General features: G+C 68.2%; 18 protein-coding genes. 10 read left to right on the top strand and 8 right to left on the bottom strand.

Translation table 11 applies throughout. From position 1 onward, the window contains the following. Positions 1-72 precede the first annotated feature (72 nt). From U1H99_RS12315 to U1H99_RS12305, 3 genes are read left to right on the top strand one after another with little or no spacing between them, the layout of a single operon-like run. Positions 73-2,811 carry a glycosyl hydrolase gene (locus U1H99_RS12315; protein ID WP_323142023.1) on the top strand — a complete coding sequence of 913 codons (2,739 nt, stop codon included), beginning with the start codon at positions 73-75 and terminating at the stop codon, positions 2,809-2,811. A gap of 22 nt (positions 2,812-2,833) precedes the next feature. Continuing rightward, entirely contained in the window at positions 2,834-4,045 is a 1,212-nt protein-coding gene (locus U1H99_RS12310; RefSeq protein ID WP_323142022.1) for a glycoside hydrolase family 88/105 protein, read from the top strand. Then, complete coding sequence (locus U1H99_RS12305) at positions 4,042-4,356, top strand: L-rhamnose mutarotase (protein ID WP_323142021.1); 315 nt, start codon at positions 4,042-4,044, stop codon at positions 4,354-4,356. The genes U1H99_RS12310 and U1H99_RS12305 overlap by 4 nt, the downstream gene beginning before the upstream one ends. A gap of 136 nt (positions 4,357-4,492) precedes the next feature. Here the strand turns inward: U1H99_RS12305 and U1H99_RS12300 are convergent, their stop codons facing one another. Next, entirely contained in the window at positions 4,493-5,404 is a 912-nt protein-coding gene (locus U1H99_RS12300) for an alpha/beta hydrolase (RefSeq protein ID WP_323142020.1), read from the bottom strand. Positions 5,405-5,448: 44 nt separating this feature from the next. On the opposite strand from U1H99_RS12300, the gene U1H99_RS12295 reads away from it, so the two are divergent. After that, a complete protein-coding gene (locus U1H99_RS12295; RefSeq protein WP_323142019.1) occupies positions 5,449-6,102 on the top strand; it encodes a 3-keto-disaccharide hydrolase in 654 nt (217 codons plus the stop codon). 68 nt (positions 6,103-6,170) lie between these two features. Here U1H99_RS12295 and U1H99_RS12290 read toward each other — a convergent pair whose 3' ends face one another. Next, positions 6,171-7,526 (bottom strand): TolB-like translocation protein, encoded by a 1,356-nt coding sequence (locus U1H99_RS12290; RefSeq protein WP_323142018.1) that lies wholly within the window; start codon positions 7,524-7,526, stop codon positions 6,171-6,173. A 163-nt stretch (positions 7,527-7,689) separates the two neighbouring features. Here U1H99_RS12290 and U1H99_RS12285 point away from each other — a divergent pair, with 163 nt between their 5' ends. The 6 genes from U1H99_RS12285 to U1H99_RS12260 are packed head-to-tail and all read left to right on the top strand — an operon-like array spanning position 7,690 to position 17,948. Beyond that, on the top strand, positions 7,690-9,336 hold the full coding sequence (locus U1H99_RS12285) for a rhamnogalacturonan acetylesterase (protein WP_323142017.1): 1,647 nt from the start codon (positions 7,690-7,692) through the stop codon (positions 9,334-9,336). Beyond that, positions 9,333-12,077: an exo-rhamnogalacturonan lyase family protein gene (locus tag U1H99_RS12280; protein ID WP_323142016.1), complete on the top strand. Its 2,745-nt coding sequence runs from the start codon at positions 9,333-9,335 to the stop codon at positions 12,075-12,077. Before U1H99_RS12285 ends, U1H99_RS12280 begins: the two co-directional genes overlap by 4 nt. A gap of 10 nt (positions 12,078-12,087) precedes the next feature. Next, positions 12,088-12,792 (top strand): DUF6250 domain-containing protein, encoded by a 705-nt coding sequence (locus U1H99_RS12275; RefSeq protein ID WP_323142015.1) that lies wholly within the window; start codon positions 12,088-12,090, stop codon positions 12,790-12,792. Between the two features lie 15 nt (positions 12,793-12,807). Next, complete coding sequence (locus tag U1H99_RS12270; RefSeq protein WP_323142014.1) at positions 12,808-14,220, top strand: glycoside hydrolase family 88/105 protein; 1,413 nt, start codon at positions 12,808-12,810, stop codon at positions 14,218-14,220. Continuing rightward, positions 14,217-16,682 carry a glycoside hydrolase family 95 protein gene (locus U1H99_RS12265; protein ID WP_323142013.1) on the top strand — a complete coding sequence of 822 codons (2,466 nt, stop codon included), beginning with the start codon at positions 14,217-14,219 and terminating at the stop codon, positions 16,680-16,682. The genes U1H99_RS12270 and U1H99_RS12265 overlap by 4 nt, the downstream gene beginning before the upstream one ends. Positions 16,683-16,712: 30 nt before the next feature. Beyond that, on the top strand, positions 16,713-17,948 hold the full coding sequence (locus U1H99_RS12260; RefSeq protein WP_323142012.1) for an oligogalacturonate lyase family protein: 1,236 nt from the start codon (positions 16,713-16,715) through the stop codon (positions 17,946-17,948). 3 nt (positions 17,949-17,951) lie between these two features. Here U1H99_RS12260 and U1H99_RS12255 read toward each other — a convergent pair whose 3' ends face one another. The 6 genes from U1H99_RS12255 to U1H99_RS12230 form a co-directional block, all read right to left on the bottom strand. Further along, a complete protein-coding gene (locus U1H99_RS12255) occupies positions 17,952-18,485 on the bottom strand; it encodes a hypothetical protein (protein ID WP_323142011.1) in 534 nt (177 codons plus the stop codon). A gap of 75 nt (positions 18,486-18,560) precedes the next feature. Continuing rightward, a complete protein-coding gene (locus U1H99_RS12250; protein ID WP_323142010.1) occupies positions 18,561-19,541 on the bottom strand; it encodes a glycoside hydrolase family 43 protein in 981 nt (326 codons plus the stop codon). Then, complete coding sequence (locus U1H99_RS12245; RefSeq protein ID WP_323142009.1) at positions 19,538-20,848, bottom strand: rhamnogalacturonan acetylesterase; 1,311 nt, start codon at positions 20,846-20,848, stop codon at positions 19,538-19,540. Before U1H99_RS12245 ends, U1H99_RS12250 begins: the two co-directional genes overlap by 4 nt. A 130-nt stretch (positions 20,849-20,978) precedes the next feature. After that, positions 20,979-22,292: a right-handed parallel beta-helix repeat-containing protein gene (locus U1H99_RS12240; RefSeq protein ID WP_323142008.1), complete on the bottom strand. Its 1,314-nt coding sequence runs from the start codon at positions 22,290-22,292 to the stop codon at positions 20,979-20,981. 123 nt (positions 22,293-22,415) lie between these two features. Then, positions 22,416-23,648, bottom strand: a complete 1,233-nt coding sequence (locus U1H99_RS12235; protein WP_323142007.1) for a BT3233 family polysaccharide utilization protein — start codon at positions 23,646-23,648, stop codon at positions 22,416-22,418. A gap of 20 nt (positions 23,649-23,668) precedes the next feature. Then, on the bottom strand, positions 23,669-25,522 hold the full coding sequence (locus U1H99_RS12230) for a rhamnogalacturonan lyase (protein ID WP_323142006.1): 1,854 nt from the start codon (positions 25,520-25,522) through the stop codon (positions 23,669-23,671). Between the last annotated feature and the right edge of the window lie 119 nt (positions 25,523-25,641).

Below are 25,641 nucleotides of genomic sequence, written 5' to 3'. Positions count from 1 at the left end.
TAAGACCGTCATTCCCGCTTTCGCGGGAATGACGGGTTCTTATCTGTCCCGTCTTCCAGGAGTCCTACCCGAATGAGCAAGCGCCACCCGCGCGCACCGTTCGCCGCCAGTTCCGTCGCCTACGCAACGGCCCTGTTCTGCGCGAACCTGCACGCAGCCAGCCCGCCCCCCGCACCCGTCATCGCCGATTCCTTCGCCGAGGTCGCCTCCCACCTGGCATCCCCGCCCGACGACGCCAAGCCCATGATGCGCTGGTGGTGGTTCGGCCCTTCCGTCGTCCAGGCGGAGCTCGAACGCGAAATCAAGGCCATGAAGGCCGGCGGCTTCGGCGGCTTTGAAATCCAGCCGGTGTATCCGATGGAACTGGACGATGCCGCGCGCGGCATCCATAACGTCCCGTATTTGTCGCCCGAATTCCTCGACGCCGTCGGCTTCGCCAACCGCACGGGACGTGCCAAAGGCATGCGCGTCGACATGACGCTGGCCAGCGGCTGGCCCTACGGTGGCCCGCATGTGGGCGTGGGCGAGGCGGCGTCGCGCCTGCGCATGGTCACGAGCGAACTGCCGGCAGGCGCCGCCAGCGTCGCGCTGCCGTCGGTGATGAGCGGCGAGAAGCTGGTCGCGACCTTCGTGGGCGCCGGCAGCGGCAAGGGTACGGACGCCACGCGCCTGCAGCTGATCGAACCGGCGGTCGCGAACGGCCGGGCCGCCATCGCCCCGGCGCAGGAGGCGCGCACGGTCGTGTTCTACGTGGCCTCGCGCACCGGCCAGCAGGTCAAGCGCCCGGCGCTCGGCGCCGAGGGCTTCGTGCTCGATCACCTGAGCCGGAAAGCCATCGACCACCATTTGAAGGTCGTGGCCGAGCCGCTGATGAAGGCCTTTGGCGACCAGCCGCCGTACGCGGTGTTTTCGGACAGCCTCGAGGTTTACAACACCGACTGGACCGATGACTTCCTCGACGAGTTCCGCAAGCGCCGCGGCTACGACCTGACACCCTACCTGCCGGCGATCTTCAGCGGCCAGGGACCGGACGCGGCCGGCGCCCGCCACGACTGGGCGTTGACCCAGACCGAGCTGGTGAACGAGCGCTACCTGACGCCGGTGAACGACTGGGCCAGGGCGCACGACACGCAATTCCGTTCTCAGACCTATGGCGAGCCGGCGGTGTCGATGTCGAGCAACCGCCTGGTAGCGTTGCCGGAAGGCGAGGGCCCGCAATTCCGTGAATTCTCGTTCACCCGCCTGGCCACGTCGGCCGGCCATCTCTACAACCGTCCGGTGATCTCGGCCGAGACCTGGACCTGGCTGCATTCGCCGGCCTTTGCCGCCACCCCGCTGGACATGAAGGCCGAAGCGGACCGCATGCTGCTGCAAGGCGTCAACCTGTTCATCGGCCACGGCTGGCCGTACACGCCGCCCGGGACGGCGCAGCCGGGTTACTCCTTCTACGCGGCCGCGGTGTTCAACGACCACAATCCATGGTGGAACGTGATGCCGCAGGTGACCGGCTACCTGGCGCGCATGAGCTACCTGATGCGCCAGGGCCAGCCGGCCAACCAGGTCGCGGTGCTGCTGCCGAACGACGACGTGTATGCCGCGCTGGTGCCGGGCAAGGTGTCGCTGTCGGCCGAGATGCACAAGCACGTGACGCCCGAGCTGACCGCGCAAATCCTCGACGCCGGCCATAACCTCGACTACGTCGATGCCGAATCGATCCTGGCGGTCGGTGTGCACCATCCGCTGCTGGTGCTACCGCACGTGACCCGGCTGTCGCCGGCGGTGCTGGCCAGGCTGCAGGACTACGTGCGCGGCGGCGGCAGGATCGTCGCGGTCGGCACGAAGCCGTCGCTGGCGCCGGGACTGCAGGACGCGAAGCGCGTTTCAAGCCAGGTCGCGGCAGCCTCGAACGCGCTGTTCGCCTCGAAGAACGTGCGGCTGGTCGTCGACGACGCGGCAGTCGGCGCGGCCGTGAAGGCGGTGCTGGCGCCGGACATGCTGCTGTCGAACGACGCGTCCGAGGTCGGTTTCGTGCGCCGCAGGCTGAAGGATGCCGACATCTATTTTGTGGCGAATACCAGCAACCATCCGGTCAAGGCCGGCGCGCGTTTCGGCAGCAAGCGCCCGGCCGCGGCCTGGCTCGACCCGGACAGCGGCAAGCTGACCCGCGCTTCGACGACCCCGGAACTCGACCTGGCGCCCTACGAGTCGCGCGTGCTGGTGTTCACCGATGCACCGTTGGCCGGCGCCGCCGAGGCCCCGCCACGCAATGCGCCGGCCGTGCTGGCCGACTTGAGGCAGGACTGGCGCGTCGCCTTCCCCGGCGCGCAACCGCGGGCGATGAAGACGCTGCAGTCCTGGACCGAGGACGAGGCCACGCGCTACTTCTCGGGCAAGGCGGTGTACACCAAGGACATCAGGCTCGATGCGGCCCAGCTGCAGGGGCGGCGTCTGGTGCTCGACTTCGGCCCGGGCACGCCGCTGGCGACCACGCCGAAAGTCCCGGCCGGCATGCGCGCCATGCTGGACAGTCCGGTGCGCGAGGCGGCCCAGGTCATCGTCAACGGCAAGCCGGCCGGCGCGATCTGGCGTCCGCCGTACACGGTCGACGTCACGCCGCTGCTGGTTGCCGGCAGCAACCGCATCGAGGTGCGCGTCGCCAACCTCGGGCTGAACGTGCGTGCCGGCCAGGCGCTGCCGGATTACCGTTTGCTCAATGTGCGCTACGGCGAACGTTTCAAGCCGCAGGACACGGAACTGGTCAAGCCGACGCCGTCGGGCATGCTGGGGCCGGTCAGGCTGATGGCCGAGTAGCGTCTACTAAACAGGACATGACATGAAGAACAACAGCAAATTCGCGTTATCGATCGCCGCTGCCTGGGCCATCGCCGGCAGTGCTGCCGCCCAGAGCTATCCCGCATCGTATCCATTACCGACGCCGGCCCAGCAAGCCATCGTCGACAAGGACACCAGCCGCCACTTCGGCGACGCCCCGGCCAATGCCGGTCCGCTGGCCACCGACCTGTCGCCGGCATTGGCGCCGGCCGCCATCGACAAGGCGCTGCGCAAGGTCGCGGACTGGCAGCTGGCGCGCTCGCAGCCGCACTGGGACCGCATCTGGACCTCGAGCGTGATGTACGTCGGCTTCCTGGCCGCCTCGCGCGCCACCGGCGACCCGAAATACCGCAACGCCATGGCCGAGATGTCGCAGCACTTCGACTGGCAGCTGCGTTCACGCCTGCCGAATGCCGACGACCTGTCGATCGGCCAGGTCTACCTCGACTTCTACCAGCAGGAGAAAAGGCCGTCGCAGATGGCGCTGACCAAGGCCGAGATGGACGACCTGCTGCCGCTCGCCACCCTCAAGCCGGGTGACGCGCGCATCCCCTGGTGGTGGTGCGACGCGCTGTTCATGGCGCCGCCGGTGTGGGTCAAGATGTACAAGATCACCGGCGAGCGCAAATACCTGGACTACGTGCACGTCAACTGGAAGCGCACCTACGACGCCCTGTGGGACAAGGAAGAGCACCTGTACGCGCGCGATGCGAGCTACATTGGCAAGCGCGAGCCGAACGGCAAGAAGATCTTCTGGTCGCGCGGCGAAGGCTGGGTGATGGGCGGACTGGCGCTGATCCTCGACGACATTCCGCAGGACGATCCGCAGCGTGCCTTCTACGTGCAGCAGCTGCGCGACATGTCCGCCAAGATCGCCAGCATCCAGGGCCCGGACGGCATGTGGCACGCCGGCCTGCTCGATCCGGCGAGCTATCCGCTGCCGGAGGTCTCGGGCTCGTCCCTGTTCGTGTATGCGATGGCCTACGGCGTCAACCGCGGCATCCTCGACGGCGCCACCTACCGTCCGGTGATCGCCAAGGCCTGGGCCGGTATCCTGAAGAACGTGTACGCCGACGGCCGCCTCGGGAACATCCAGCAGACCGGCGCCGAGCCGGCGTTCTACCGGCCGGCATCGAGCTACAACTACGGCGTGGGCGCGTTCATGCTGGCGGCGTCGGAACTCAAGACGCTGGCGGCCGGGGGTAAACAATGAGCACGCGCGCCTTCCGCATGAAGCTCAAGCCGGGCCAGGTCGAGGAATACAAGCGCCGCCATGACGAGATCTGGCCGGAGCTGTCGCAGGCGTTGCGCGATGCCGGTATCTACGACTATTCGATCTTCCTGGACGAGGAAACGCTGCACCTGTTCGCGGTGCTGAAGCTGCGCGAAGGCGAGACCAGCGCGGCGCTGCCCGGACTGCCGGTGATGCAGCGCTGGTGGGATTCGATGGCGCCGCTGATGGAGGTGGAGCCGGGGAACCGGCCGAAGGAGTGGGGGCTGGTGCCGATGTTTTACATGGCCTGAGTCGTCCTGGCGGCCTGTGGCCCGAGCACGTCGCCCCTGCGCAGGCAGGGGCCCAAGTTGTATGCAGATCGCCGAACTTGGGCTCCTGCCTTCGCAGGGGCGACGGAAGTAGTTGCGGGCCGGCCGATACGCGTGTTTATTTCACCGGATCCAGCAACCCCCGGTCCTTCAACCACTCCTCCGCCCGGCGCGGCCACATCGACGCCGTCCCCAACCCGGCCCGCATCCCCATCCCATGCGACCCATGCTCGAACAGATACATCTCGGCCGGCACCTTGGCCCGCGTGAGCGCCTGGTAGAACAGAATGCTGTTCTCGACCGGCACGGCCTGGTCTTCCTGGGTGTGGATCAGCAGCGTCGGCGGCGTGCGCGACGTAACCTGCTTCTCCAGCGACATCAGCTGGATCGCTTCGGCGCTCGGGTTCGCCCCCAGCAGCGCCTTGCGCGAACCCTTGTGCACGGCCGGCTCTTCCATCGTGATCACCGGGTACATCAGCATCAGGAAGTCGGGGCGGGCGCTGACCTTGTCGATGGCGGCGCCGGTGCGGCCCAGCGGGCTGTCGAACAGGGTGCCGGCACTGGCAACGAGGTGGCCGCCGGCCGAGCTGCCCATCACGCCGATGCGGTCGGGGCGCACGTGCAGTTCGGCCGCGTGCTCGCGCACCAGGCGCACCGCGCGCAGCACGTCCTGCAGCGGTGCCGGGTGGCCGAATTCGGCCAGGCGGTACTTCAGGACGAAGCTGGTCACGCCGAGGGTGCTGAGCCAGTTGGCGTACTGCTCGCCCTCGCGCGCGGTCGCCTGCATCACGTAGCCGCCGCCCGGTGCAATGATGACGGCGGTGCCGTTCGGACGGTCGACCGCGGGCCTGAACACGGTGAGGGTCGGTTCGCTGACATTCGACGTGCTGCCCTTGTCGTTGCGCTCCGGTCCCAGTCCGGTCTTTGCGCCGGGGACGCCTTCGGGCCACAATGGCAGCACCGAAGGCGCCTGCGCCTGGGCGAGCGGCAGGGCGGCGGCAAAGAGCAGGGCGAGGGCGGTCTGCTTCATTCGAGTCTCCTTAATCTAGGTCGTTGTAATCGATGAAAGTGAATATGGTAAAGCTAAAGATGTGTTCGGTGGCGCTGGCCTGCGCCCTCATCGCCGGCTGCGCGAGCGCGCCGCCGTCGGCCGCGGTCGCCCTGTTCGACGCCCAGGGCTTCGGCGCCTTCGAACTGGTCACCACGCCCGCCGGCACGATGGAAGGGGTGCTGATGGCGCGTCCCGGCGGCGTGATCGCCGTGGCCGGCAATCCGTCCGGCTACGTCGCCACCCGCGCCACCTACACCAACTACCGCCTGCATGCCGAATGGCGCTGGCCCGGCAAGCCGGGCAACGGCGGCGTGCTGCTGCACATCCAGGGCAGACCGAAGGACCGCGTCTGGCCGCTCAGCCAGCAGGTGCAGACCAAGTTCGGCGCCGCCGGCGACCTGCTGCCGATGGCCGGCGCGTCTTTCGCAGAACCTTTGACCACCGCGCCGGGTGCCGCCACGCCGATCAAGGCGCACAGCGCCGCCGACAGCGAACTGCCGGCCGGTGCGTGGAACAGCATGGACGTGGTGTGCCGCGACGGCACGATCGAGGTGTCGATCAATGGTGTTGCGCAGAACCGCGTTACGGCGTCCAGTCCGGCCAGCGGCAGGATCGGGTTCCAGCTGGAGGGGGCGCCGTATGAGTTGCGGAATGTGACGGTTGCCACTCTGCCGTGATTCGTCGCCCCTGCCTTCGCAGGGGCGACGTTTACATGCACGTGTCCGAGTGTAGGGCGGGCATTCAATTACTGTACCGGCCGTTTCAACCACTCCTCCGGCACCGGCACCACCACGATATTCATGCTGCGCCCATCCGCCGACAGCATTGCCGACTGGATCTCGATCTTGGTACCGTCCGCATTGAAGGTCGGATGCGTATGATCCGCCGCCGTGGTCTTGTGACCGGTGGTCAGCAGCATCATCTCGCGCGTGCGGCGGTCGATCAGGTAGACGCTGCGCGAAAAGTCGTCGCCGACGGCCCAGCGGCCGTCGTTCGAGCCGTGCACATGCCACAAGCCGCTGCCGGTCGGGGTCTGGCCGACGATCTGCATCTGGCGCGTGCGCAAATTGACGATGGCCAGGCCGGTCGGTTTTTCGCGGGTGCCGGCATCGCCCCAGGCCTGGTCCTGGCCCGGGTTGGCGCCGCCGACGTCGGTGGCGGGGCCGTCGACGCTGGCCGATGCGCCGGCGATCTGGCGGTGGCCCATGATCGCCATCGCCACCTCGTCCTTGCCGATCACCGCCTCGTGCGTCACCCATTCGTAGGGCGCTTCCGGATACAGCTTGCGCAGGCCGCTGCCGTCGGCCTTCACGGTCCAGGTGCGCTGCGGCGACTTGCCGCCGGTCTCCCAGCAGAACACGATCTCGCCCGGGTTGTACAGGTTGGCCTGGATGTGGCCGATCTGGAAAGGTACCGACACCACGTGGCGGATCTCGCCGCTGCGCACGTTCATGCGCGCGATGCCGGTCGGCCCGGCGCCCATGTTGCGCGGCCCGAAGTTCGGTTCGATCTTGGTCCCTGCGGGAAGGTGGCGCGCCGCCTCGTTCTTGCCGACGCGGAAATAGACCCAGTCCTCGTCGGCGTCGAGCGCCATGTCGCCGCCGCCTTCCAGGCCGGCCGGCACGGTGCCGGCCACGCGCTGGTAGCTGCCGGCGGATTGCATCTTGCCGGCGGCGCTGTCGGCGAACACGCGCGCCAGGTCGACCTCGACCACCTGCAGCCCGCCGGCGCCGGTGCGCATGAAGTACAGCTTCATGGACTTGCGTGCCAGGTTCAGCATGCCCTGGTAGCCGCCTTCGCTGACCTGCACGATGTCGCCGCTGGCTTCGTTCACCGCCATTGCCTCGGTGTGATCCTTGTTGCGCACGAGGTTGGAGCGGAACACGACCCACTTGCCGTCGGCAGTCCATTGCGCGTGGGTCGGGTAGATCTTGGAATCGCCGTGGGGCTGGCTGGTCAGGAAGGTCAGCATGGTGCCCGTTACGGGGTCCTTGACGATCTTCTTTTCGGACGGGAAGCGCTTGCCGATCTGGGCGGAGGCGCCGAAGGAGGCGAGCAGCAGGGCGGCGAGGAGGGCACTTGCATAGACACGGGAAGCCATGGCGTCATTCGGGGTGGTTGGGATGGCGCCATTCTCCCAGCAGCGCAGTGCAGCAAGCGGCAGTTATCCGCTCATCTTGCTGATTCTTTGAAAGCGCCGCCACGGCGGGGACATCGGGCTCGCATAAAATCGGGGTTTCTACAATAAGAACGAGAGACGACCCATGCGCTTCCTGTCCCTCATGGCCGGCCTGCTGCTCGCCGCGGCATTGCCGGCCTGCGCGCAGCAGCCCCTGCCTGCCGCCGTCAACACCGATCCGGCGCGCGCCCAGGTCACGCTGCCGGTGCCGGCCAACCCGGCGCTGCCCTCGATCATCCTGATCGGCGACTCCACCGTGCGCAACGGCCGCGACGACGGCCAGGGCAAGGGGCCAGCCGGCCAGTGGGGCTGGGGCAATCCGATCGCGGCGTATGTCGACCCGGCCAAGGTGAACCTGGTGAACCGGGCGGTGGGCGGCCTGTCCAGCCGCACCTACCTGACCAGCGGCCATTGGGAAAAGACGCTGGCCTTGGTCAAGCCGGGCGACATCGTGCTGATGCAGTTCGGGCACAACGACGCGGCGCCGCTGAACGACGACAAGCGCGCCCGCGGCACCATCCGCGGCATCGCCAACGAAGCCGAGGAAATCGACAACATCCTCACCGGGAAGCACGAGACGGTGCACAGCTACGGCTGGTACCTGCGCAAGTTCATCGTCGACGCGCGCGCCAGGGGGGCGACGCCGGTGGTGGTGTCGCTGATCCCGCGTAAAGCCTGGGACGAGCAGGGCAAGGTCAAGCGCAACACGGGCGACTACGCCGGCTGGGCCGAGGAAGTGGCGCGCAGCGAGCACGCCGGCTTCATCGACTTGAACGCGATGGCGGCCAGCCGCTACGATGCGCTCGGCCATGACGCGGTCATGAACCTGTTCCCGCTGACGACGCCGGACGAACATGTGCACACCAACTGGGCCGGCGCCCAGCTCAACGCCCAGCTGGTGGTGGCCGGCCTGAAACAGCTCGGCGACAAGCGCATCGCGGCTTACCTGAAGCCGGCCGAGGACGAGCGGCCGGTGGTCGATGCCAAGAGCGTGCGCGACGAGGCGCCGCTGAACCCGGCCTTGCCGACGCTGTTCCTGGTCGGCGATTCCACCATCAAGAGCGGCGGCGCCAACGGCGCCATCGGCTGGGGCGAGCGCATCGCACCGTATTTCGACGCCAGCAAGATCAACCTCGTGAACGCCGCCATCGGCGGCCGCAGCAGCCGTACCTTCTATACCGAAGGCCGCTGGGACAAGGTGCTGGCGCAGCTCAAGCGCGGCGATATCGTGATCGTCCAGTTCGGTCACAACGACGGCGGGCGCATCGGCGACCCGGCCATGAAGAACCGCGCCTCGGCGCCCGGCATCGGCCTCGAGACGGTCGAGGACACCCGTCCCGACGGCAGCAAGGAACAGGTGCACAGCTTCGGCTGGTACATGGCCAGGTACGTCGCCGACGCCCGCGCCAGGGGTGCGACCGTGATCCTGGCTTCGCCGGTGCCGCACCGCGACCGCTGGCAGGAAGGGCGCGACTTCGCCAGCTTCGCCGACTGGGACCGCCAGGTCGCGCAGGAGGGCGGCGCCCTGTTCATGGACCTGACCATGATCGTGTCCGACGGCTACCGCCGGGCCGGTGCGGCCACGGTCGATACCTATTTCTCGGATGCGCGCACCCACACCAACGCGCAGGGTGCCGATTTCAATGCGGCGCGCGTGGTCGCGGGGCTCAAGACCTTGCCCGGCAATCCGCTGGCAGGCTACTTCACGGACAAGGCAGCGGCGGCAAAATGATCAGCAAATCGATGTGGGTGGCGGCCGCGCTGGCGCTCGCCAATGCCAGCGGCGCGGCGGTGGCAGCGCCGGCCAGCGTGACGGTGAACTGGGTCGGCGCAGCGCCCGGCATGCCGACCGGCGTGAGCTGGGGCGTGCCCTGGGTGCAAGGCACCGTGCAGAAAGGCCAATCCTTCGCGCTGAAGGGGCCGGACGGCAAGGCGCTGCCGCTGCAGGCCTGGCCGCTGGCCTACTGGCCAGACGGCTCGCTCAAGTTCACCGGCTTCGCCACGGTGGCGCAGGCGGCCGGGCCGTATGTGATCACGGCCGGCGCGGCGCCCGATAACGGACAGGCAGTGCTCACCGTGCAGAGCGGCAGCGGCTGGATCGACGTCGGCACCGGCGCGGCGCAGGTGCGCGTGGCGACCCGCGGCACCGACCTGATCCAGTCGATCCGGGTCGACGGCCGCGAGGTGGCGAAGAACGGCCGCCTGGTCGGCCTGCTGCAGCGGGGGCCGGACCCGGAAGAAGGCGCGATGCCGGCGCGCGCGCCCTTCGCGTCGACCATCGAGAAGGTCACGGTCGAGCAATCGGGGCCGGTGCGCGCGGTGATCAAGGTCGAAGGCAAGCACCGGCTGGCCCAGGGCGGACGCAGCTGGCTGCCGTTCTCGCTGCGCCTGTATTTCTATGCCGGCGATCCGTCCATCCACGTGGTCCACACCTTTACCTACGACGGCGACCAGCAGAAGGATTTCATCCGCGGCCTCGGCCTGCGCTTCACGGTGCCGCTGCGCGAAGACGTCTACAACCGCCACGTCGCGTTCGGCGGCCAGGATGGGGGGTTATGGATGGAGGCGCTGCAGCCGGGCGACCTGAACGCGGATCCGCGCCAGGTCGCCGGCCAGAAGATCGACGGCGGCCCTTTCTACGGCCGCCGCGACGGCGAAAAGGAACAGCTGGCCATCTGGAGCGACTACAAGCTCACCCAGCCGACGCCGAACGGTTTCAATATCGTCAAGCGCACGAATGCGCAGAGCACCTGGGTGTTCTCGGACAGCGGCCGGCGCGCCTCGGGCCTGGCGTTCGTAGGCGACGTGTCGGGCGGCCTGGCGCTGAGCGTCAAGGATTTCTGGCAGAGCTATCCGACCGCGTTCGACATCCGCAGGGCGGACGGCAAGGAAGCCGAGCTGACCGCCTGGCTGTGGTCCCCGGACGCGCCGGCGATGGACATGCGCCACTACGCCACCCGCGCGCACGGCTTGCGGGCGACCTACGAAGATGTCCAGGCCGGCATGTCGCAAGCCTACGGCGTGGCCCGCACCAGCGAATTTACGCTGACCCCCACCGGCGCGGTGCCGTCCCGCAGCCGGCTGGCGGCGCTGGCGACCGCCGGCGGCACCCGCGCGCTGCTGTCGGCATCCCCGGCCGCGATCCACGCCACCGGCGTGTTCGGCGTGTGGGCACCCGTCGACCGCGCAACGCCGGCGCGCGCCGCGGTGGAGGACAAGCTCGACGCCACGCTCGCCTTCTACAAGCAGCAGCAGGACGACCGTAATTGGTACGGCTTCTGGACCTACGGCGACTTCATCCACAGCTACAACTTCAAGCGCCATGTGTGGAACTACGACCACGGCGGCTACGCCTGGGACAACACCGAACTCGGCACCGTGCTGTGGCTGTGGACGTCCTACCTGCGCAGCGGGCGCGCCGACCTGTTCCGCATGGCCGAAGCGCTGGCGCGCAACACCAGCGAGACCAACGTCTATCATCTCGGCCCGATGCTGGGCCTGGGTTCGCGCCACAACGTGGTGAAGTGGGGCGACGGTTCCAAGGAGGGCCGCATCAGCCAGGCCGCGCACTGGCGCCCCTTCTATTACCTGACCACCGACGAGCGCATCGGCGACGTCATGCGCGAGCAGCTGCAGTCCGACAAGGCGATGGTCAAGTACGACCCGATGCGCCTGGCGCAGCCGGTGCTGCCGCAGGATCCCAAGTACCCGGGCCGCATCCGCCTCGGCCCCGACTGGTATGTCCTGGCCGGCAACTGGATGACCGAATGGGAGCGCACCGGCGACATCCGCTGGCGCGAGCGCATCGAGGCCGGCGTCGACTCGATCCTGGCGATGCCGTACTGGCTGCGCTCGGGCGTCAACAACGGCCTGAATCCGGACATCGGCGGCGGCAAGATCGGCCCGCTCAAGGGGCGCGGCAGCATGACCGTCGGCTATGACCCGGCCAGCGGCAAGCTGTTCCCGATCCCGGACCCGGTCGCCCACGCCCAGGTGCCGGTGCTGTACAACCTGTCGACGATCCAGGGCGGCGCCCAGGTGATGTTCGAACTCGTGCCGCTGCTGGGACGCAAGGACTTTGCCGCGGCCTGGCTGCAGTATGCGCGGCTGGGCGAGGCGCCCGGCGAGGTGCTGTTGAAGGACAAGACCAGCGGCACCGAAGGCGCCGATGCGCAGTACGTCGAAAAAGCCCAGGGCGGCCCGCGCCTGGCAGCCTATGCCTACGCGCAGACCAGGAACCCGGCGTTCGCCAGGGTCGCCATCGCCAACATGAGCCGCTGGCGCGGCGCCAGCCCGCGGCCGCTGGCCGGTCCCGACGTGCTGAATCCCACTAGCGAGGCGCTCGGCGTCTCGACCAACGATGCGGCGCAGAGCGGCCTGACCATGATCGAGTCGCTGGCGCTGCTGGGCGACGCATTGCCGAACGAACTGCCGCCACCGCCGCCGCCGCCCGAGCGGCCCGGCGCAAAATGAGGAGCGCGACATGAAAACGCCGGTCCTTGCGGCCATCCTCGCCTGCGCCGCCGTCACCGCCGGCACCGCCCAGGCCGCGGCGCCGGCCTGCACCGACTGGGGCCGGCGCGGCGCGCTGATCCACCAGGACGATTTCAACGGCCCGCTAAAGGGCTACGTCGCCGAATACGCCGTAAAGCCCGGTAATACGGTGGCGACCCGCGACGGCCGCCTGCTGATGGACGTCGACGGCGGCGCCACCGTCTGGCTCGACAAGCCGCTGTCGGGCGACATCCTGATCACCTACACCCGGCGCGTGGTGGTCGACGGCGGCAGGAACGACCGCCTGTCCGACTTCAACCACTTCTGGATGGCGCGCGATCCGAAGCGGGCCTCGCTCTTCACCCGCTCGGGCAAGTTCGAGGACTACGACGACCTCGAGCTGTACTACGTCGGCATCGGCGGCAACACCAACAGCACCACGCGCCTGCGCCGCTACGGCAACGGTGAGCGGGTGCTGCTGGCCGAGTACAAGGACCAGGCCCACCTGCTCGAGCCGAACCGCGACTACGCGATCGAGATCGCGGTCTACAAGGGCTGCACGCGCCTGCGCGTCGACGGACAGGAATGGTTCAATTACCGCGATCCGCGGCCGCTGACCAGCGGCTACTTCGGATTCCGTACCACGTGGTCGCGCCAGACCGTGGATGACCTTACAATCTACCAACTACAATAATACGGAGACCCGTTGATGAAAGCCCCGCTACTGCGCAGGACGCTCCTCGCCGCACTCATTCCGCTGGCATTGCATGCCGCGGCCCAGGAAGCGCCGCCACCGCAGGAAAAGGGCCCGGCCGCCGCCGACGCCATGCTGCACGCGCTCGAGGTCAAGTATCCGACCCCTTACCGCGTGATGGACGCCACCGAGGTCAAGGCGGTGCTGGACCGCGTTTTCGCTTACCTCGACCGTACCACGCCGGCGGAAATCGTCGGCAAGACGAGCGGCGCCGCCATCGCCGACCTGACGAAGCCCGATTCGGACGCGGTGCTGAAGCCGGGCGACTTCCGCCTCACCAGCTACGAATGGGGCGTCACCTACACCGGCATGCTGGCCGCCGGCGCCGCCACCGGCGACGGGCGCTACCTCGATTACGTCAGCAAGCGCCACGGGCTGCTGGCCCTGCTCACCCGCACCTACCTGCCAAGTGTGCGTGCCGACCTGCAGAATGCGCACGCGCCGATCAAGAGCTTCCTCAATCCGCATGCGCTCGACGACGCCGGCGCGCTGTGCCACAGCTTCCTGAAGGCGCAGCTGGCCGGCATCAAGGTCGACTACGCGCAGATGATCGGCATCTGCGGCGACTTCGTGACGAAACAGGAATACCGCCTGAAGGACGGCACCCTGGCGCGCGGCGGCCCGGACGGCAAGGGAGGCGTCAAGATGCGCCCGCTGCCGGACACGCTGTGGCTGGACGACATGTTCATGGGCGTGCCGACCATGGCGTACCTCGGCAAGACCACCGGCGAGCGCAGGCATTACGACGACGCCGTCAACCAGGTGCTGCAATTCTCGAGGCGCATGTTCAACCCGCAGCTCGGCATCTACATGCACGGCTACGTGGAAGGCATGCGCGACCACCCCGAATTCCACTGGGCGCGCGCCAACGGCTGGGCGGTGATGGCCATGGTCGAGGTGCTGGAAGTGCTGCCGAAGGATCACAAGGGCTACAAGCCGGTGCTGGACCAGCTGCGCGCCCACATCAAGGGCCTGGCTTCTTACCAGACCAAAGAGGGCTTCTGGCACCAGCTGATCGACCGCAACGACACTTACCAGGAGACTTCGGCCACGGCAATCTACACCTACGCGATCGCGCGCGCCGTCAACCGCGGCTACGTCGACGCCCAGATGTACGGCCCGATGGCCAACCTGGCCTGGAACGCGGTGGCGAGCAAAGTGACGAACGGCGGCCAGATCGAGGGCATCTGCGTCGGCACCGGCATGGCCTTCGACCCGGCCTTCTATGCGTTCCGCCCGACCAGCGTCAAGGCGGCACACGGCTACGGCCCGGCGCTGCTGGCCGGCGCCGAGATCATCGAGATGAACAGGAAGTTCAGGTTCGGCCTGAACGACAGCGGCCTGATGTACCAGGGCGTGCGCCAATGAAGTTTGCCGTCGTTGCGCTGCTGGCGGCCGCGCTGGTGCCATTGGCGGCGCCGGCGCAGGGCGCCTCGGAATTTACCCTGCATTATGACAAACCGGCGTCGACCTGGACCGAAGCCCTCCCAGTCGGCAACGGCCGTCTCGGCGCGATGGTGTTCGGGAATACCGCCGACGAGCTGTTGCAGCTGAACGAGGCCACGCTGTGGAGCGGCGGCCCGGTCAGCCCGAACGTCAACCCGGGTGCCTACGCCCAGCTGGCGCCGGCGCGCGCGGCCCTGAAGGCAGGCGACTACGCGGCCGCTGCCGACCTGTTGAAGAAGATGCAGGGCCGCTACACCGAAAGCTACCTGCCGCTGGCCGACCTGCGCATCCGTCAGCAAAGCGACGGTCCGGTCACGTCGTACTACCGCGACCTGGACATCCGCGACGGCGTCGCCACCACCCGCTTCAGCGCCGGCGGCGTCAACTACCGGCGCGAGGTCTTCGCTTCGGCGCCGGGCCAGGTGATCGTGGTGCGCATCAGCGCCGACCGGCCGCGCGCGCTGTCGCTCGAGATTGGCGCCAGCAGCCAGCTGCGGTTCGCCGGCCAGGCGCAGGACGGTGCCATCGTCCTGCGCGGCAAGGCGCCGGCCCACGTCGATCCGAATTACTACAAGGGGCCGTCCGAGCCGGTGGTGTACGACGATCCGGCCGGCTGCCGCAGCATGCGCTTCGAGACCGTGGTGCAGCCGCGCATCCAGGACGGCACGCTGGAAGCGGCCGACGGCAAGCTGCGGATACGCGGCGCCAGCGAGGTGGTGCTGCTGGTGTCGGCCGCCACCAGCTTCGCCGGCTTCGACCAGTGTCCGGACAGCGCCGGCCGCGACGAGCACGCGCTGGCCACGGCGCCCCTGCGCGCGGCCGCCGCCAGATCGTACGCCGCGCTGCGCGCCGAGCACGTGGCCGACGTGCGCAGCTACTTCGACCGGGTCGACCTGCGCCTGGGCGGCGCCGATGGCGCGGACCGCAGCGCGCTGCCGACCGACCGCCGGCTCGAAGACTATGCGCGCGGCGGCCGCGATCCTCAGCTGGAAGCGCTGTACTTCCAGTTCGGCCGCTACCTCCTGATCGCGTCCTCGCGCACGAAGGATGCGCCGGCCAATCTGCAGGGCATCTGGAACAAGGACGTCCGGCCGCCGTGGAGCAGCAACTACACGACCAACATCAACCTGCAGATGAATTACTGGCCGGTCGAAGCGGCCAACCTGAGCGAGATGTTCACGCCGCTCGACGGCCTGGTCCGCCACCTGGCCGTGACCGGTGCCGAGACCGCGCAATCCTACTACCGTTTGCCGGGCTGGGTGGTGCACCACAATGCCGACATCTGGGCCGCCAGCAACCCGGTCGGCGACCTTGGCCACGGCGACCCGACATGGGCCAACTGGTACATGGGCAGCGCCTGGCTGAGCCGGCACCTGTGGGAGCACTACCAGTTCAGCGGCGACAAGGCCTACCTGCGCAGCGCCTACCCGGTCATGAAGGGCGCGGCCGAATTCATGCTCGGCTGGCTGCAGGAAGACGCGCAGGGCCGCCTGGTCACGATGCCCTCGACCTCGCCCGAAAACGTGTTCCGCTATGGCGAGGGCAAGCAAAACAGCGTCACCATCGGTTCGACCATGGACATGGGCATCGTGCGCGACCTGTTCACCAACGTCACGGCGGCGGGCGCGGCGCTCGGCGTCGATGCGGACTTCCGCGCGCGCATCGCGGCGGCGCGGGCGAAGCTGCTGCCTTTCCAGGTCGGCGCCCGCGGCCAGCTGCAGGAGTGGAATCTCGACTTCGAGGAAGTCGAACCGCACCACCGCCACGTCTCGCAGCTGTACGCGCTGCACCCGGCGCACGAGATCTCGCCGCTGGCGACGCCGGACCTGGCACGCGCCGCGCGCCGCACGCTGGAATTGCGCGGCGACGACGGCACCGGCTGGTCGCTGGCGTGGAAGGTCAACTTCTGGGCGCGCCTGCTCGACGGCGACCATGCCTACACGCTGTTCCGCAACCTGCTGCGCCTCACGAAGGACAGCGACCCGGCCTGGAGCGGCCACGGCGGCGCCTACCCGAACCTGTTCGATGCCCATCCGCCGTTCCAGATCGACGGCAATTTCGCCGGCGCGGCCGGCGTGATCGAGATGCTGCTGCAAAGCCAGAACGGCGAACTGCACCTGCTGCCGGCCTTGCCGGCGGCGTGGTCCAGCGGCAGCGTGCGCGGACTGGTCGGGCGCGGCAACTTCGTGGTCGACATGGCGTGGCAGGGCGGCAGGCTGGCGTCGGGCGAAGTGCTGTCGCGCATCGGCGGCCCGTGCACGATCCGCAGCGCGACGCCGATCGCGATCCCGGCGCTCAAGCTGCGCAGCCAGAAGTCGGCCCTCGGTTACACGCTGACCTTCGACAGCCGCAAGGGCGCGCGCTACCGCGTCGTCCCCGGCTGAACACACACATATATATAGACGGGAACGCGGATGAAGACGAACAGGATCGTCACGCTGGTGCTGGCAACGCTGCTGTCGCAGGCGGCGCTGGCTCAGCAGGTGCTGGTGACGGGCTCGCAAAAGCCGATGCCCGGGGAATGGATCGACAAGGACACCGGCCACCTGGTGCGCCGCCTGTCCGGGCCCACCGGCCCGATTGCGAACTGGTATTTTCATAACAACCCCTTCGTCGCCCAGCAGGGCAGCGAAGGCGACCGCATGGTGTTCGTCAACCAGGTCGACGGCGTCGCCCAGGCGTTCACGCTCAACCTGAAGGATGGCAAAACCGAGCAGATCACGACCGACCCGGCGGCCAAGCGCGTGCTGCCGATGATCGCGCGTCGCACCCGCGAAGTGCTGTACCAGGCCGGCGACACGCTGTACGCGACCGGCATCGACACCCGAAAGACGCGCAAGCTGTACACCTTCCCGGAGGGCCAGCGCGGCGGTTTCGACACCATCAATGCCGACGGCACCGTGCTGGCCGGGAGCATCGCGGCACCGGAACAGATCGAGATCGGCCGTCAATACCCGAAGAAAAGCGACTACTTCGACCGCATCTACGACGCCCATCTGCTGAACAGCATCTTCACCATCGACATCGCGAGCGGCGCGATGAAGACCGTCCACAGCGAAAACAACTGGCTCGGCCACATCCAGTTCTCGCCGACCGACCCCGACATCCTGATGTTCTGCCACGAAGGGCCCTGGCACAAGGTCGACCGCATCTGGCGCTACAACCTGAAGGACAAGACCACGACGCTGATGCACAAGCGGACCATGCCGATGGAGATCGCCGGCCACGAAGGCTTTTCGCCCGACGGCAGGACAATCTGGTTCGACCTGCAGAAGCCGCGCGGCGAGAAATTCTACTTCGCCGGCGCCGACGTCGCCAGCGGCCGCGAAGTGGCGAACTACGCACTGGGCGCCAACGAATGGTCGATCCATTACGCGGTGGCGCCCGGCGAAAAACTGTTCGCCGGCGACGGCGGCGACCCGACCCAGGTCGCGCACGCGCCCGACGGCATGTGGATCTACGCCTTCTATCCGGATGGGCAGCGCTTCCGTTCCGAGAAGCTGGTCAACATGAAGGCGCACGGCTACCGCGACCTGGAGCCGAACGTGCACTTCACGCCGGACGGCAAGTGGGTGGTGTTCGGCGGTACCTTCGAGGGAAGGCACGAGACTTATGCGGTACAGGTAGACAAGCCGGCGAAGCCTTCCTGACGGCTAGCCGCAGGCGTCCGCGCCCGTGAAGCGATCGGAGCGGGTCCAGCCGGTCTGGCCCTGGCGATTACGCACCTGCTTCCACCAAGTGATTTCCGCTTCGCGGACCGTCGGCATCGGCAGCATGTCCTCGCTGCTCTGGTACACCTTGCCGTGGTACCAGAAGCGGTAAACTCCCTCACCCAGCGGCGCCAGCCGGTACACCACGTCGCCGGGTTGCAGCGACAGCGCCGGGCCGCTGCCGTGCACGAGGGTGCCGCCCTGCAGCGGCCGCGTGACCTTGACCACGCCCGGCTTGTCGGTGACCACCACGCCGGTCAGCGCGCGCAGGGTCTCGCCGCGGCGCAGGCGGAACAGCACCGGATCGCGCTCGCTGCGACGCGCGTGCACCGGGATGTCGGCATCCGCCGTCCAGTCGCGGTAGGTGCAGCATTCGAACGGGCATATGCCGGCACTCTCGTAGCCGGCCGGGGGGACTTCCTGGGCATGAGCCCACGCGGTGGCCAGCAGCAGGCCCGCGGCAATGACGATTTTCACGGTGCATCCTTTCAGGGATACGCGGCACAATTCGGGCCGCCGTTCAGTGTAAATCGTTTCGCGTGGTGCTGTCGATCAGTCGCTGGACGGGGTGGCGCTCCGCAGCACCTGCACCAGCCGGGCCGGCACCGCGATCGCCGTCCCGTGCCGCATGCGCACCCGCGTGCCTTCGTCAGGGAAGCGCACTTGCGCGGTCACGTCTTCCCATTTGCCCAGATCGCCGCCGCGCGCGCGCATGGCGCCGTAGTGCTTGGCGGTGTAGGCGTCATAGTAGAGGATGACGTCGCCGCCGACCTGCAGCGCGGTCGGCCCCTCGGTCCACAGGCCGGGCGGGGTGATCGGGGCGGACAGCGTGCCGAACGGACCTTGCACCGAGCCGGCGCTGGCCAGCTGCAGGTACTTCTTCGGCGGATTGCGCGTCTCGTCCTTGACCAGCAGCCAGTCGCGTCCCTGCGCGCGCAGGAAGGTGGCGTCGATCACCGAGAAGCCGGGGTCGTAGAACAGGCGGGTCGGGGTGAAGGCTGCGAAATCCTTCGTCGTCGTCGCATAGATGCGGTGGTTGTACTTGCCGTCGCCCTGGCCTTCGCCGGCGGGGAATTTGCCGGGCACGGTGGACGACCAGAAGATCAGGAATTCGCCGCGCTTGTCGTCCCAGGCGATTTCGGGCGCCCAGGCGTTCAGCGTGCCCGGCTTGCCGGCCATCACCGGCAGGTAGCGCTGCACCGACCAGTGGACCAGGTCCTTCGACGACGCGTAGCCGATGCCGTTCTCGGTCCAGCCGGCGGTCCAGACCATGTGGTAGCTGCCGTCGGGGCCGCGCACGATGCAGGGGTCGCGCATCAGCTTGGATACGCCGACCGCCGGCTTCAGGTAGCTGGCGCCGCCGTTCAGCTTCTCCCAATGGTAGCCGTCGCTGCTGGCGGCCAGGTGCAGGCCGTCTTCGCCGTTTTTGGTGAAGTAGGCGAAGACGTAGGCATCCGCAGCGGGCGGCGCCGGCGGCGTCGCGCAGGCTGCCAGCAACACCGGGGCCAGGATGGCGAATGGACGCAGCCTCACTTGTTGGCCTCGTCGCCGAGCGGCCGCTCGAGCGTGACCTGCGGGCTCGGCGGCACGGCGAAGGACGCCACCGGGTCCGGGTGCGCCGGATCGAAGCGGAAGTCGTCGACGATGAAGCGTGCCGCCGGCAGGCCGGCCTGCCGCAGGCCGAGCACGACCAGCTTGGCCAGCTCGTAGCTGCCGTAGGGGCTGTGGTGGGTGTTATCGAGCTTGCCCGGCTGCGGTTCGGCAAAGGCGGGTACGCTGCCGTCCGGGCCGAGGGCCGTGTACAAGGTCTTGCTCATGGCATTCAGGTCGATGAAGGGCACCTGCAGTTCCTGCGCCGACTGGCGCGCGGCGTCGGCGTAATCAACCAGCGTCGTCACCAGCTTGCCGTCCTCGAAGCGGCGCCGCTCCATCGGCGAGACGATCACCGGCAGGCCGCCGCGGGCGCGCACGGCATCGACGTGGGTCTTGATCTCGGCCTTGTAGGTGGTGAAAGGGCCGCCCTTGCCGTCCTTGATCTGCTTCTGGTCGTTGTGCCCGAACTGCATGACCAGCATGTCGCCCGGCTTCATGGCGGCGAGAATCTTGTCGGTGCGGCGGCGCGCCAGCGCGTCGCGGTAGGTCTCGCCCGATTCGCCATGGTTGGCGACCGCGATCCCCGGCTTGAAGAAGCGCGGCAGCATCTGGCCCCAGCTGTTGTACGGTTCGCTCGGCTGGTCGCAGACGGTGGAGTCGCCCAGCAGGAACAGGGTCGGCACAGTCGCCGGCGCGATCTCGACGCTGCGCACGGCCTGATGGGTTCCACGCAGTCCGCCGTTGAATTCGAGGGTCAGGCGCGCATCCCAGGCCCAGGCTTCCTGCACGGTCTCGCGCGGCGCCTTCAGCTTGACCTGGCCGGCCTCGACGCCGTTGGCGGCCGGGATCGCCGGCGTGCGCACGTTGACGGTGAAGCTGCGGGTGACGGTCTGGCCGGCCGCGGTCTGCACGTTTTCGAGCATCAGGCGGCGCAGTTCGGCCTTGACCGTGGTCGTGGCCGGCGCCTTGTCGTCGCCGAGCGTGACCGTGACCGTGTAGTTGCCCTCGGGGAGATCGACGCTGAAATAGAAGGGCGCCGTGCCGCCGGCTCGGGTGCCGGATTCGAAGCCATAGCCGCGGCTGGCGCTGTAGGCACTGCTATCGACTGCGGTGTAGCCGGCCGGCGCCTTGCCCGGGCCGAAAGCGAAGCGGTAGGTCTTGCCGGTGCCACTGTCAGCGGCGTGGGCGAAGCCGGCGCTGGCGAGCGCCAGCGCGAGGAGCAGGGCGGGCAGTTTGAATCTTGGCATGGGCGGTGGACGCGGTGATGTGAGCTGCGCCTATTCTATGCAGCCCCCCGCACGCGTGGGGGGTTGCCCTGGAAAGAATCAGCGGTGTGATCGTTGCAACTCGAACGCGTGGACGGGGGACACGTCCACCCTACCTTTCGAACGCGCCGAGGTCCGGCGCCTTGCCCTTGAACGGCAGGCCGACGTCGATGCCTTTGTCGACCAGGGCGCTGCCCGCACGCGGGCGGAAATTGGGCAGGTCCGGCAGGCTGCCGTCGGGCTTGCGCGGCGCGTCCCAGCCCAGCTGCGAGACGCTCTCGAACTCGGCATCGGTCACCGGCACGCCCAGGTCCCAGGAGTTGTGCGCGGAATCGGCGCCGGCCACCTTCAGCGTCGACGGCGACGGCGACAGGTTGTTGCGCAAGGTGCCGAGATACACCGGGCTGCCGTCCGGCGCAATGCCGAGCATGTTGAAGTCGCTGCCGTTGGCGAAGGCGGTGTTGTTGGTAAAGTCGAGCGCCAGCGGGTGGTGGTTGGCGTAGAAGCCGGAGACCTTGTTGCCGAAGGCGACCGAGAAGCGCACCACGTGCCTGACGCCGTTCGGTACGTACTTGCCGCCGTAGCCGCCGGCCTTGATGCCGTTGCCGTTGCCCGCCGGGAGCGCCGTGCGGGTGCCGGGCAGGTAGCCGTGGTCCCAGGCCCACGAGTGTTCGATGGTCACCGGCGAATACGCATTGATCAGGTCGAAGCCGTCGTCGGTGTTGGCCCAGGCGCGGCAGCCGCGGAACACGTTGCCGGGATGGCCGGCGCTGACGTGGGCGCCGAAGCCGTCGGCGCTCTGGCCGGCGCCGTTCGAGGTGTAGGGGTCGTAGTTGTGGTGCGAGTCGCTGTTCAGCACCAGGTTGTCGCTGCCGTCCTTGATGAACAGGCCCGGTCCCATGTTGTGGTGCAGGTTCAGCTGCTCGTAGATGCCGTAGCTGGCGTTGATCCAGATGCCCCAGGATTCGTGGTTCAGGCGGTTGCCGGGTTGCTGCGGGGCGCCGGTCACTTCCAGGCCTTTCAGGTGGATCCAGTCGCCGGTGACTTCGATGCCCTTGACGCGGCAGTCGTCCTTCATCGCGGCGAAGTCGAGGACCGGGGTTTCGCCGGGGTAGGCCCAGTAGCGGATCGGCTGGCCCGCCTGGCCGCTCTTGTCGAGGACCACGCCGCTGACGGTGGCGCGGCGGGTGGCGCAGGTGCTGGTGGCTGCGCTGAAGGCGTAGGTGCCGCCGCGCAGGTAGACGGTGTCGCCGGGCTGGGCTGCCTGCTGGGCGCGGGCCAGGGATTGCCAGGGGGCCGATTGGGTGCCGGCGGCGCTGTCGTTGCCGGTGGGGGCTATATAGAAGGTTGCGGCGCTGGCGGTGGTGGCAATGGCCGTGAGGGGGAGGAGCGCGAACACTGCGGTGCGCTTCGATAGAGTATGCACGATCGTTCCTGGTGGGGGTCGTCGCGGGCCACCGGCAGATGCTGATGGCGTGCAACGAACTTGGGCCCCCGCCTTCGCGGGGGCGACGTTCGAAAGCCGCAGGCTTTTGTCAGGCGCCGGCGATCAGCCGCCCGACGACAGCTTGACCTGCACCGGCGCCCGTACCCGGGCCGCTTCGTCGGCGACCAGGCGCTGGAACTGTTGCTGGTCCTTGATTTCGCCGGCGCGGTCCCAGGCGGCGCCGATGTAGTAGGTCAGCGGCTGGCCCGAGGTGGCCGGCGCCAGTACCAGCGCGTTGCGGGCGTCGGTGGTAAAAGGCTGGGCGCCGGCGCTCGGGACGATCAGCGCCACGCCGAAGTTGCCCTTGGATTTCTGCGCCACCCACTGCACCAGCGACTTGTCGGCCGGGTTTTCCGCATAGGCGATCCTGGCTTCCTCGCCCTTGTCGCTCGGGGTCTTGTTCAGGCCGATGCCGACCGTCAGCTGCTGCGGGCCGCTGAAGGTGAAGGTGCTGTCCATGCGGTCGAAATAGCGGCCGGCGTCGGTGGTGAAGCGCTTGACTTCGGTGACCTTGGTGCCGTTCGCGTCCCAGACGTCGTAGCTCAGTTCGAACACGGTGCGCACCGGGCCGTTGGCGATCACCTTCCACGATGCGTAGTTGCCGCTGGTGTAGAGGGTCTTGCCGTCCCAGATGCCGGTGCCGCCGGCGCCGCGCGAGGCGCCGACGTTGTACATGTCGATGCCTTCGCCTTCGTCGTGGTGGTAGTGGTCGTGGCCCTTGTTGTACCAGCGGTCGACGATCGGGTAGGACACGCGCTTGAACCAGATATCCAGGCCGCTGGTCTTCAGCACTTCCTTGCCGGTGTTGCCGGTGTCCGGCGCCTGCAGGGCCGGGCCGTAGGTGCGGTGCGCCAGCTTGTCGTTCTCCCAGGCGAAGTCGTCGAGGCGTTCCGGCACGTAGCGGGCGAAGGCCTTGGGCGCGAAAGGTACGGTCAGGGTCTCGCTCTTTTCGACGGTGAAGGTCGCGGACTTCTCGCCGGCCTTGAAGTCGTGCTGGAACAGTAGTTCGCCGTAGGCGGCGCCGACGTTCTTCGGGTCCTTGGCCTGCGGTGCGACGTTGGTCACCTGGTAGGGCAGCACCTGGCCGCCCGCATCCTTGATCACCAGCTTCTGGACCAGGGCATGCGGCAGCGCGGCGTTGACCTGGGTCCAGGGGATGACGATGGTTTCCGACGGACGGGCGATGTCGAGGCTGTGGGTGACCGTCACGGTCAGGCGCTCGGCGGCGCCGGCCAGGCAGGCCGGCAAGGCGGTGACGGCGAACAGGGCGAAGGCAGCGGTGGTACGAACGTTCATGCGAAGAGTCATAGGTAAGGTCAAGGTACGTAAATCGCTTGCGGTACGGGCGGCTGCATGCCGTCCCCCAGGTAGAAGCTCGGATGCGGCGGCTGATTATAGCCCGCGTTCTGGCCCGCAACCTGGGCCCGGTACTGCGGGTCGTGCATCAGCGTGACGAGGCGGTACGGGGTCGGCACGGTGGTGCTGAACACCAGCAGCGCATCGTCGTCGCGGCTGCGCCAGACGATTTCTTCGCGCCAGTCGCCGAACAGGTCGGCCGACAGCACCGGCGTCGACTTGGTGCCGTTGGTGGACGCCGCGCCGACCTCGGCGCCGTCGACCAGGCGCTCGAGCCGCCCGGCGGCGGGATTCCACTTGTCGATGTGGACGCCGTCGAGCGGCTCGCGCAGCAGGTCGCCGTCCCACCACAGGCCGAAGTTGATGCTGCGCGGGTGCGTGTCCGCGATCTGCTTGCCCGACGCGTTCATCAGGCCGCCGACGCTGGCCCAGCATTCCTCGCCGGGATAGGCCGGGTCGATGTCCATGCAGGTGCCGCGGCCGACGTCGTGCCCGTCGCCGCTCAGGCTCCACAGGATCTTGCCGGTGGCGGCATCGTGCATCTCGACGCCGCGGCCCTGGTAGCAGGACGGCGTCTCGTGGACCATGAAGACCTGCAGGCCGGCGCGGGTCGGATCGAGCTTGCCGACGTGGAGGGTGTCGCCGTGGCACAGGCCGGTGCTGTAGAGGAGGGTGCCGTCGCTGCGGATGGTGGCGGCGCCGTAGACCAGGTCGTCCTTGCCGTCGCCGTCGACGTCGGCCACCGACATCCAGTGCGCGCCCTGGTGGTTGGCGGCCGCGCCCGGCCCGGGTTTGCCGTCGCTGGCGCCGGCATCGCTGTCGAATACCCAGCGGCTGCTCAGCTTGCCGTCGCGCCAGTCCCAGGCCGCCAGCACGGCGCGCGTATAGTAGCCGCGCGAGAACACGGCGCTCGGACGCGCGCCGTCGAGGTAGGCGACGGTGCCGAGGAAGCGGTCGACCCGGTTGCCGTAGGCGTCGCCCCAGGCCTTGACGTCGCCGCGCGCCGGCAGGTAGTTCGTGGAGGCGAGGGCGGCCCCGCTGCGGCCGTCGAACACGGTGAGGAATTCGGGGCCGTCCAGCACATAGCCGTTCGGGTTGCGGTAGTCGGCCTGTGCATTGCCGATGGCTTTACCCTGGCCGTCGACGCTGCCGTCGGCCGTCTTCATCATCACCTCGGCCCGGCCGTCGCCATCGAAGTCATAGGCCAGGTAGGTGGTGTAGTGGGCGCCGGCGCGGATGTTGCGGCCCAGGTCGATGCGCCACAGGCGGGTGCCGTCGAGCTTGTACGCGTCGATGTAGGTGTTGCCGGTGTAGCCCGGGTGCGAGTTGTCGTGGGCGTTGGTCGGCTGCCACTTGACCAGCAGCTCGTAGCTGCCGTCGCCGTCGAGGTCGGCCACCGAGCCGTCGTTGACGTTGTAGCTATAGCCCTTGCCGTCGGGCGTGGTGCCGCCTGGCGGTTTTTGCAGCGGGATGGTCTTGTAGGGCTGTTCCCAGGTGGCGCCGGCGGCGCCCTCCGGCGCGCCGGCCGTGCGCACCGTGTAGCGGGCCGTGGCCGCGGCGCCGCCGTCCATGAAATTGGTGACCCTCAGCGGCTGGGCATTGAGCTTGCGGCCATCGCGGTAGACGTCGAAGGTGGCGCCCGGCGCGTCGGTGCCGAGCGCTCGCCAGCCGATGAAGTTGCCGGCACCGGTGTGGATCGCGACCACGCCGCGGTCGAGCCGCTCGACTTGCTTGCCCGGTGCGGCGACGGCGCCGGCGCAGCAGGCCACTATGCCGGTCGACAGCAGGATTGCGATCTTGGTATGAACAGCCATGAATGACGATACCGAATGGTGCAGGATTGCCATTCGAGTATCGGTGCCACCTTTCGGCCAGTCAATCTCCTGCGCCGGCGCATGGCCAGATAATCACCATCTTGAGCGATGGCGCGACT

It is taken from the genome of Massilia phyllosphaerae (genome assembly GCF_034659755.1).
In the GTDB taxonomy this organism is placed as follows: domain Bacteria; phylum Pseudomonadota; class Gammaproteobacteria; order Burkholderiales; family Burkholderiaceae_D; genus Telluria; species Telluria phyllosphaerae.
Note: the sequence above shows the minus strand (reverse complement) of the source record. Positions and strands in the feature narration are given on the sequence as shown.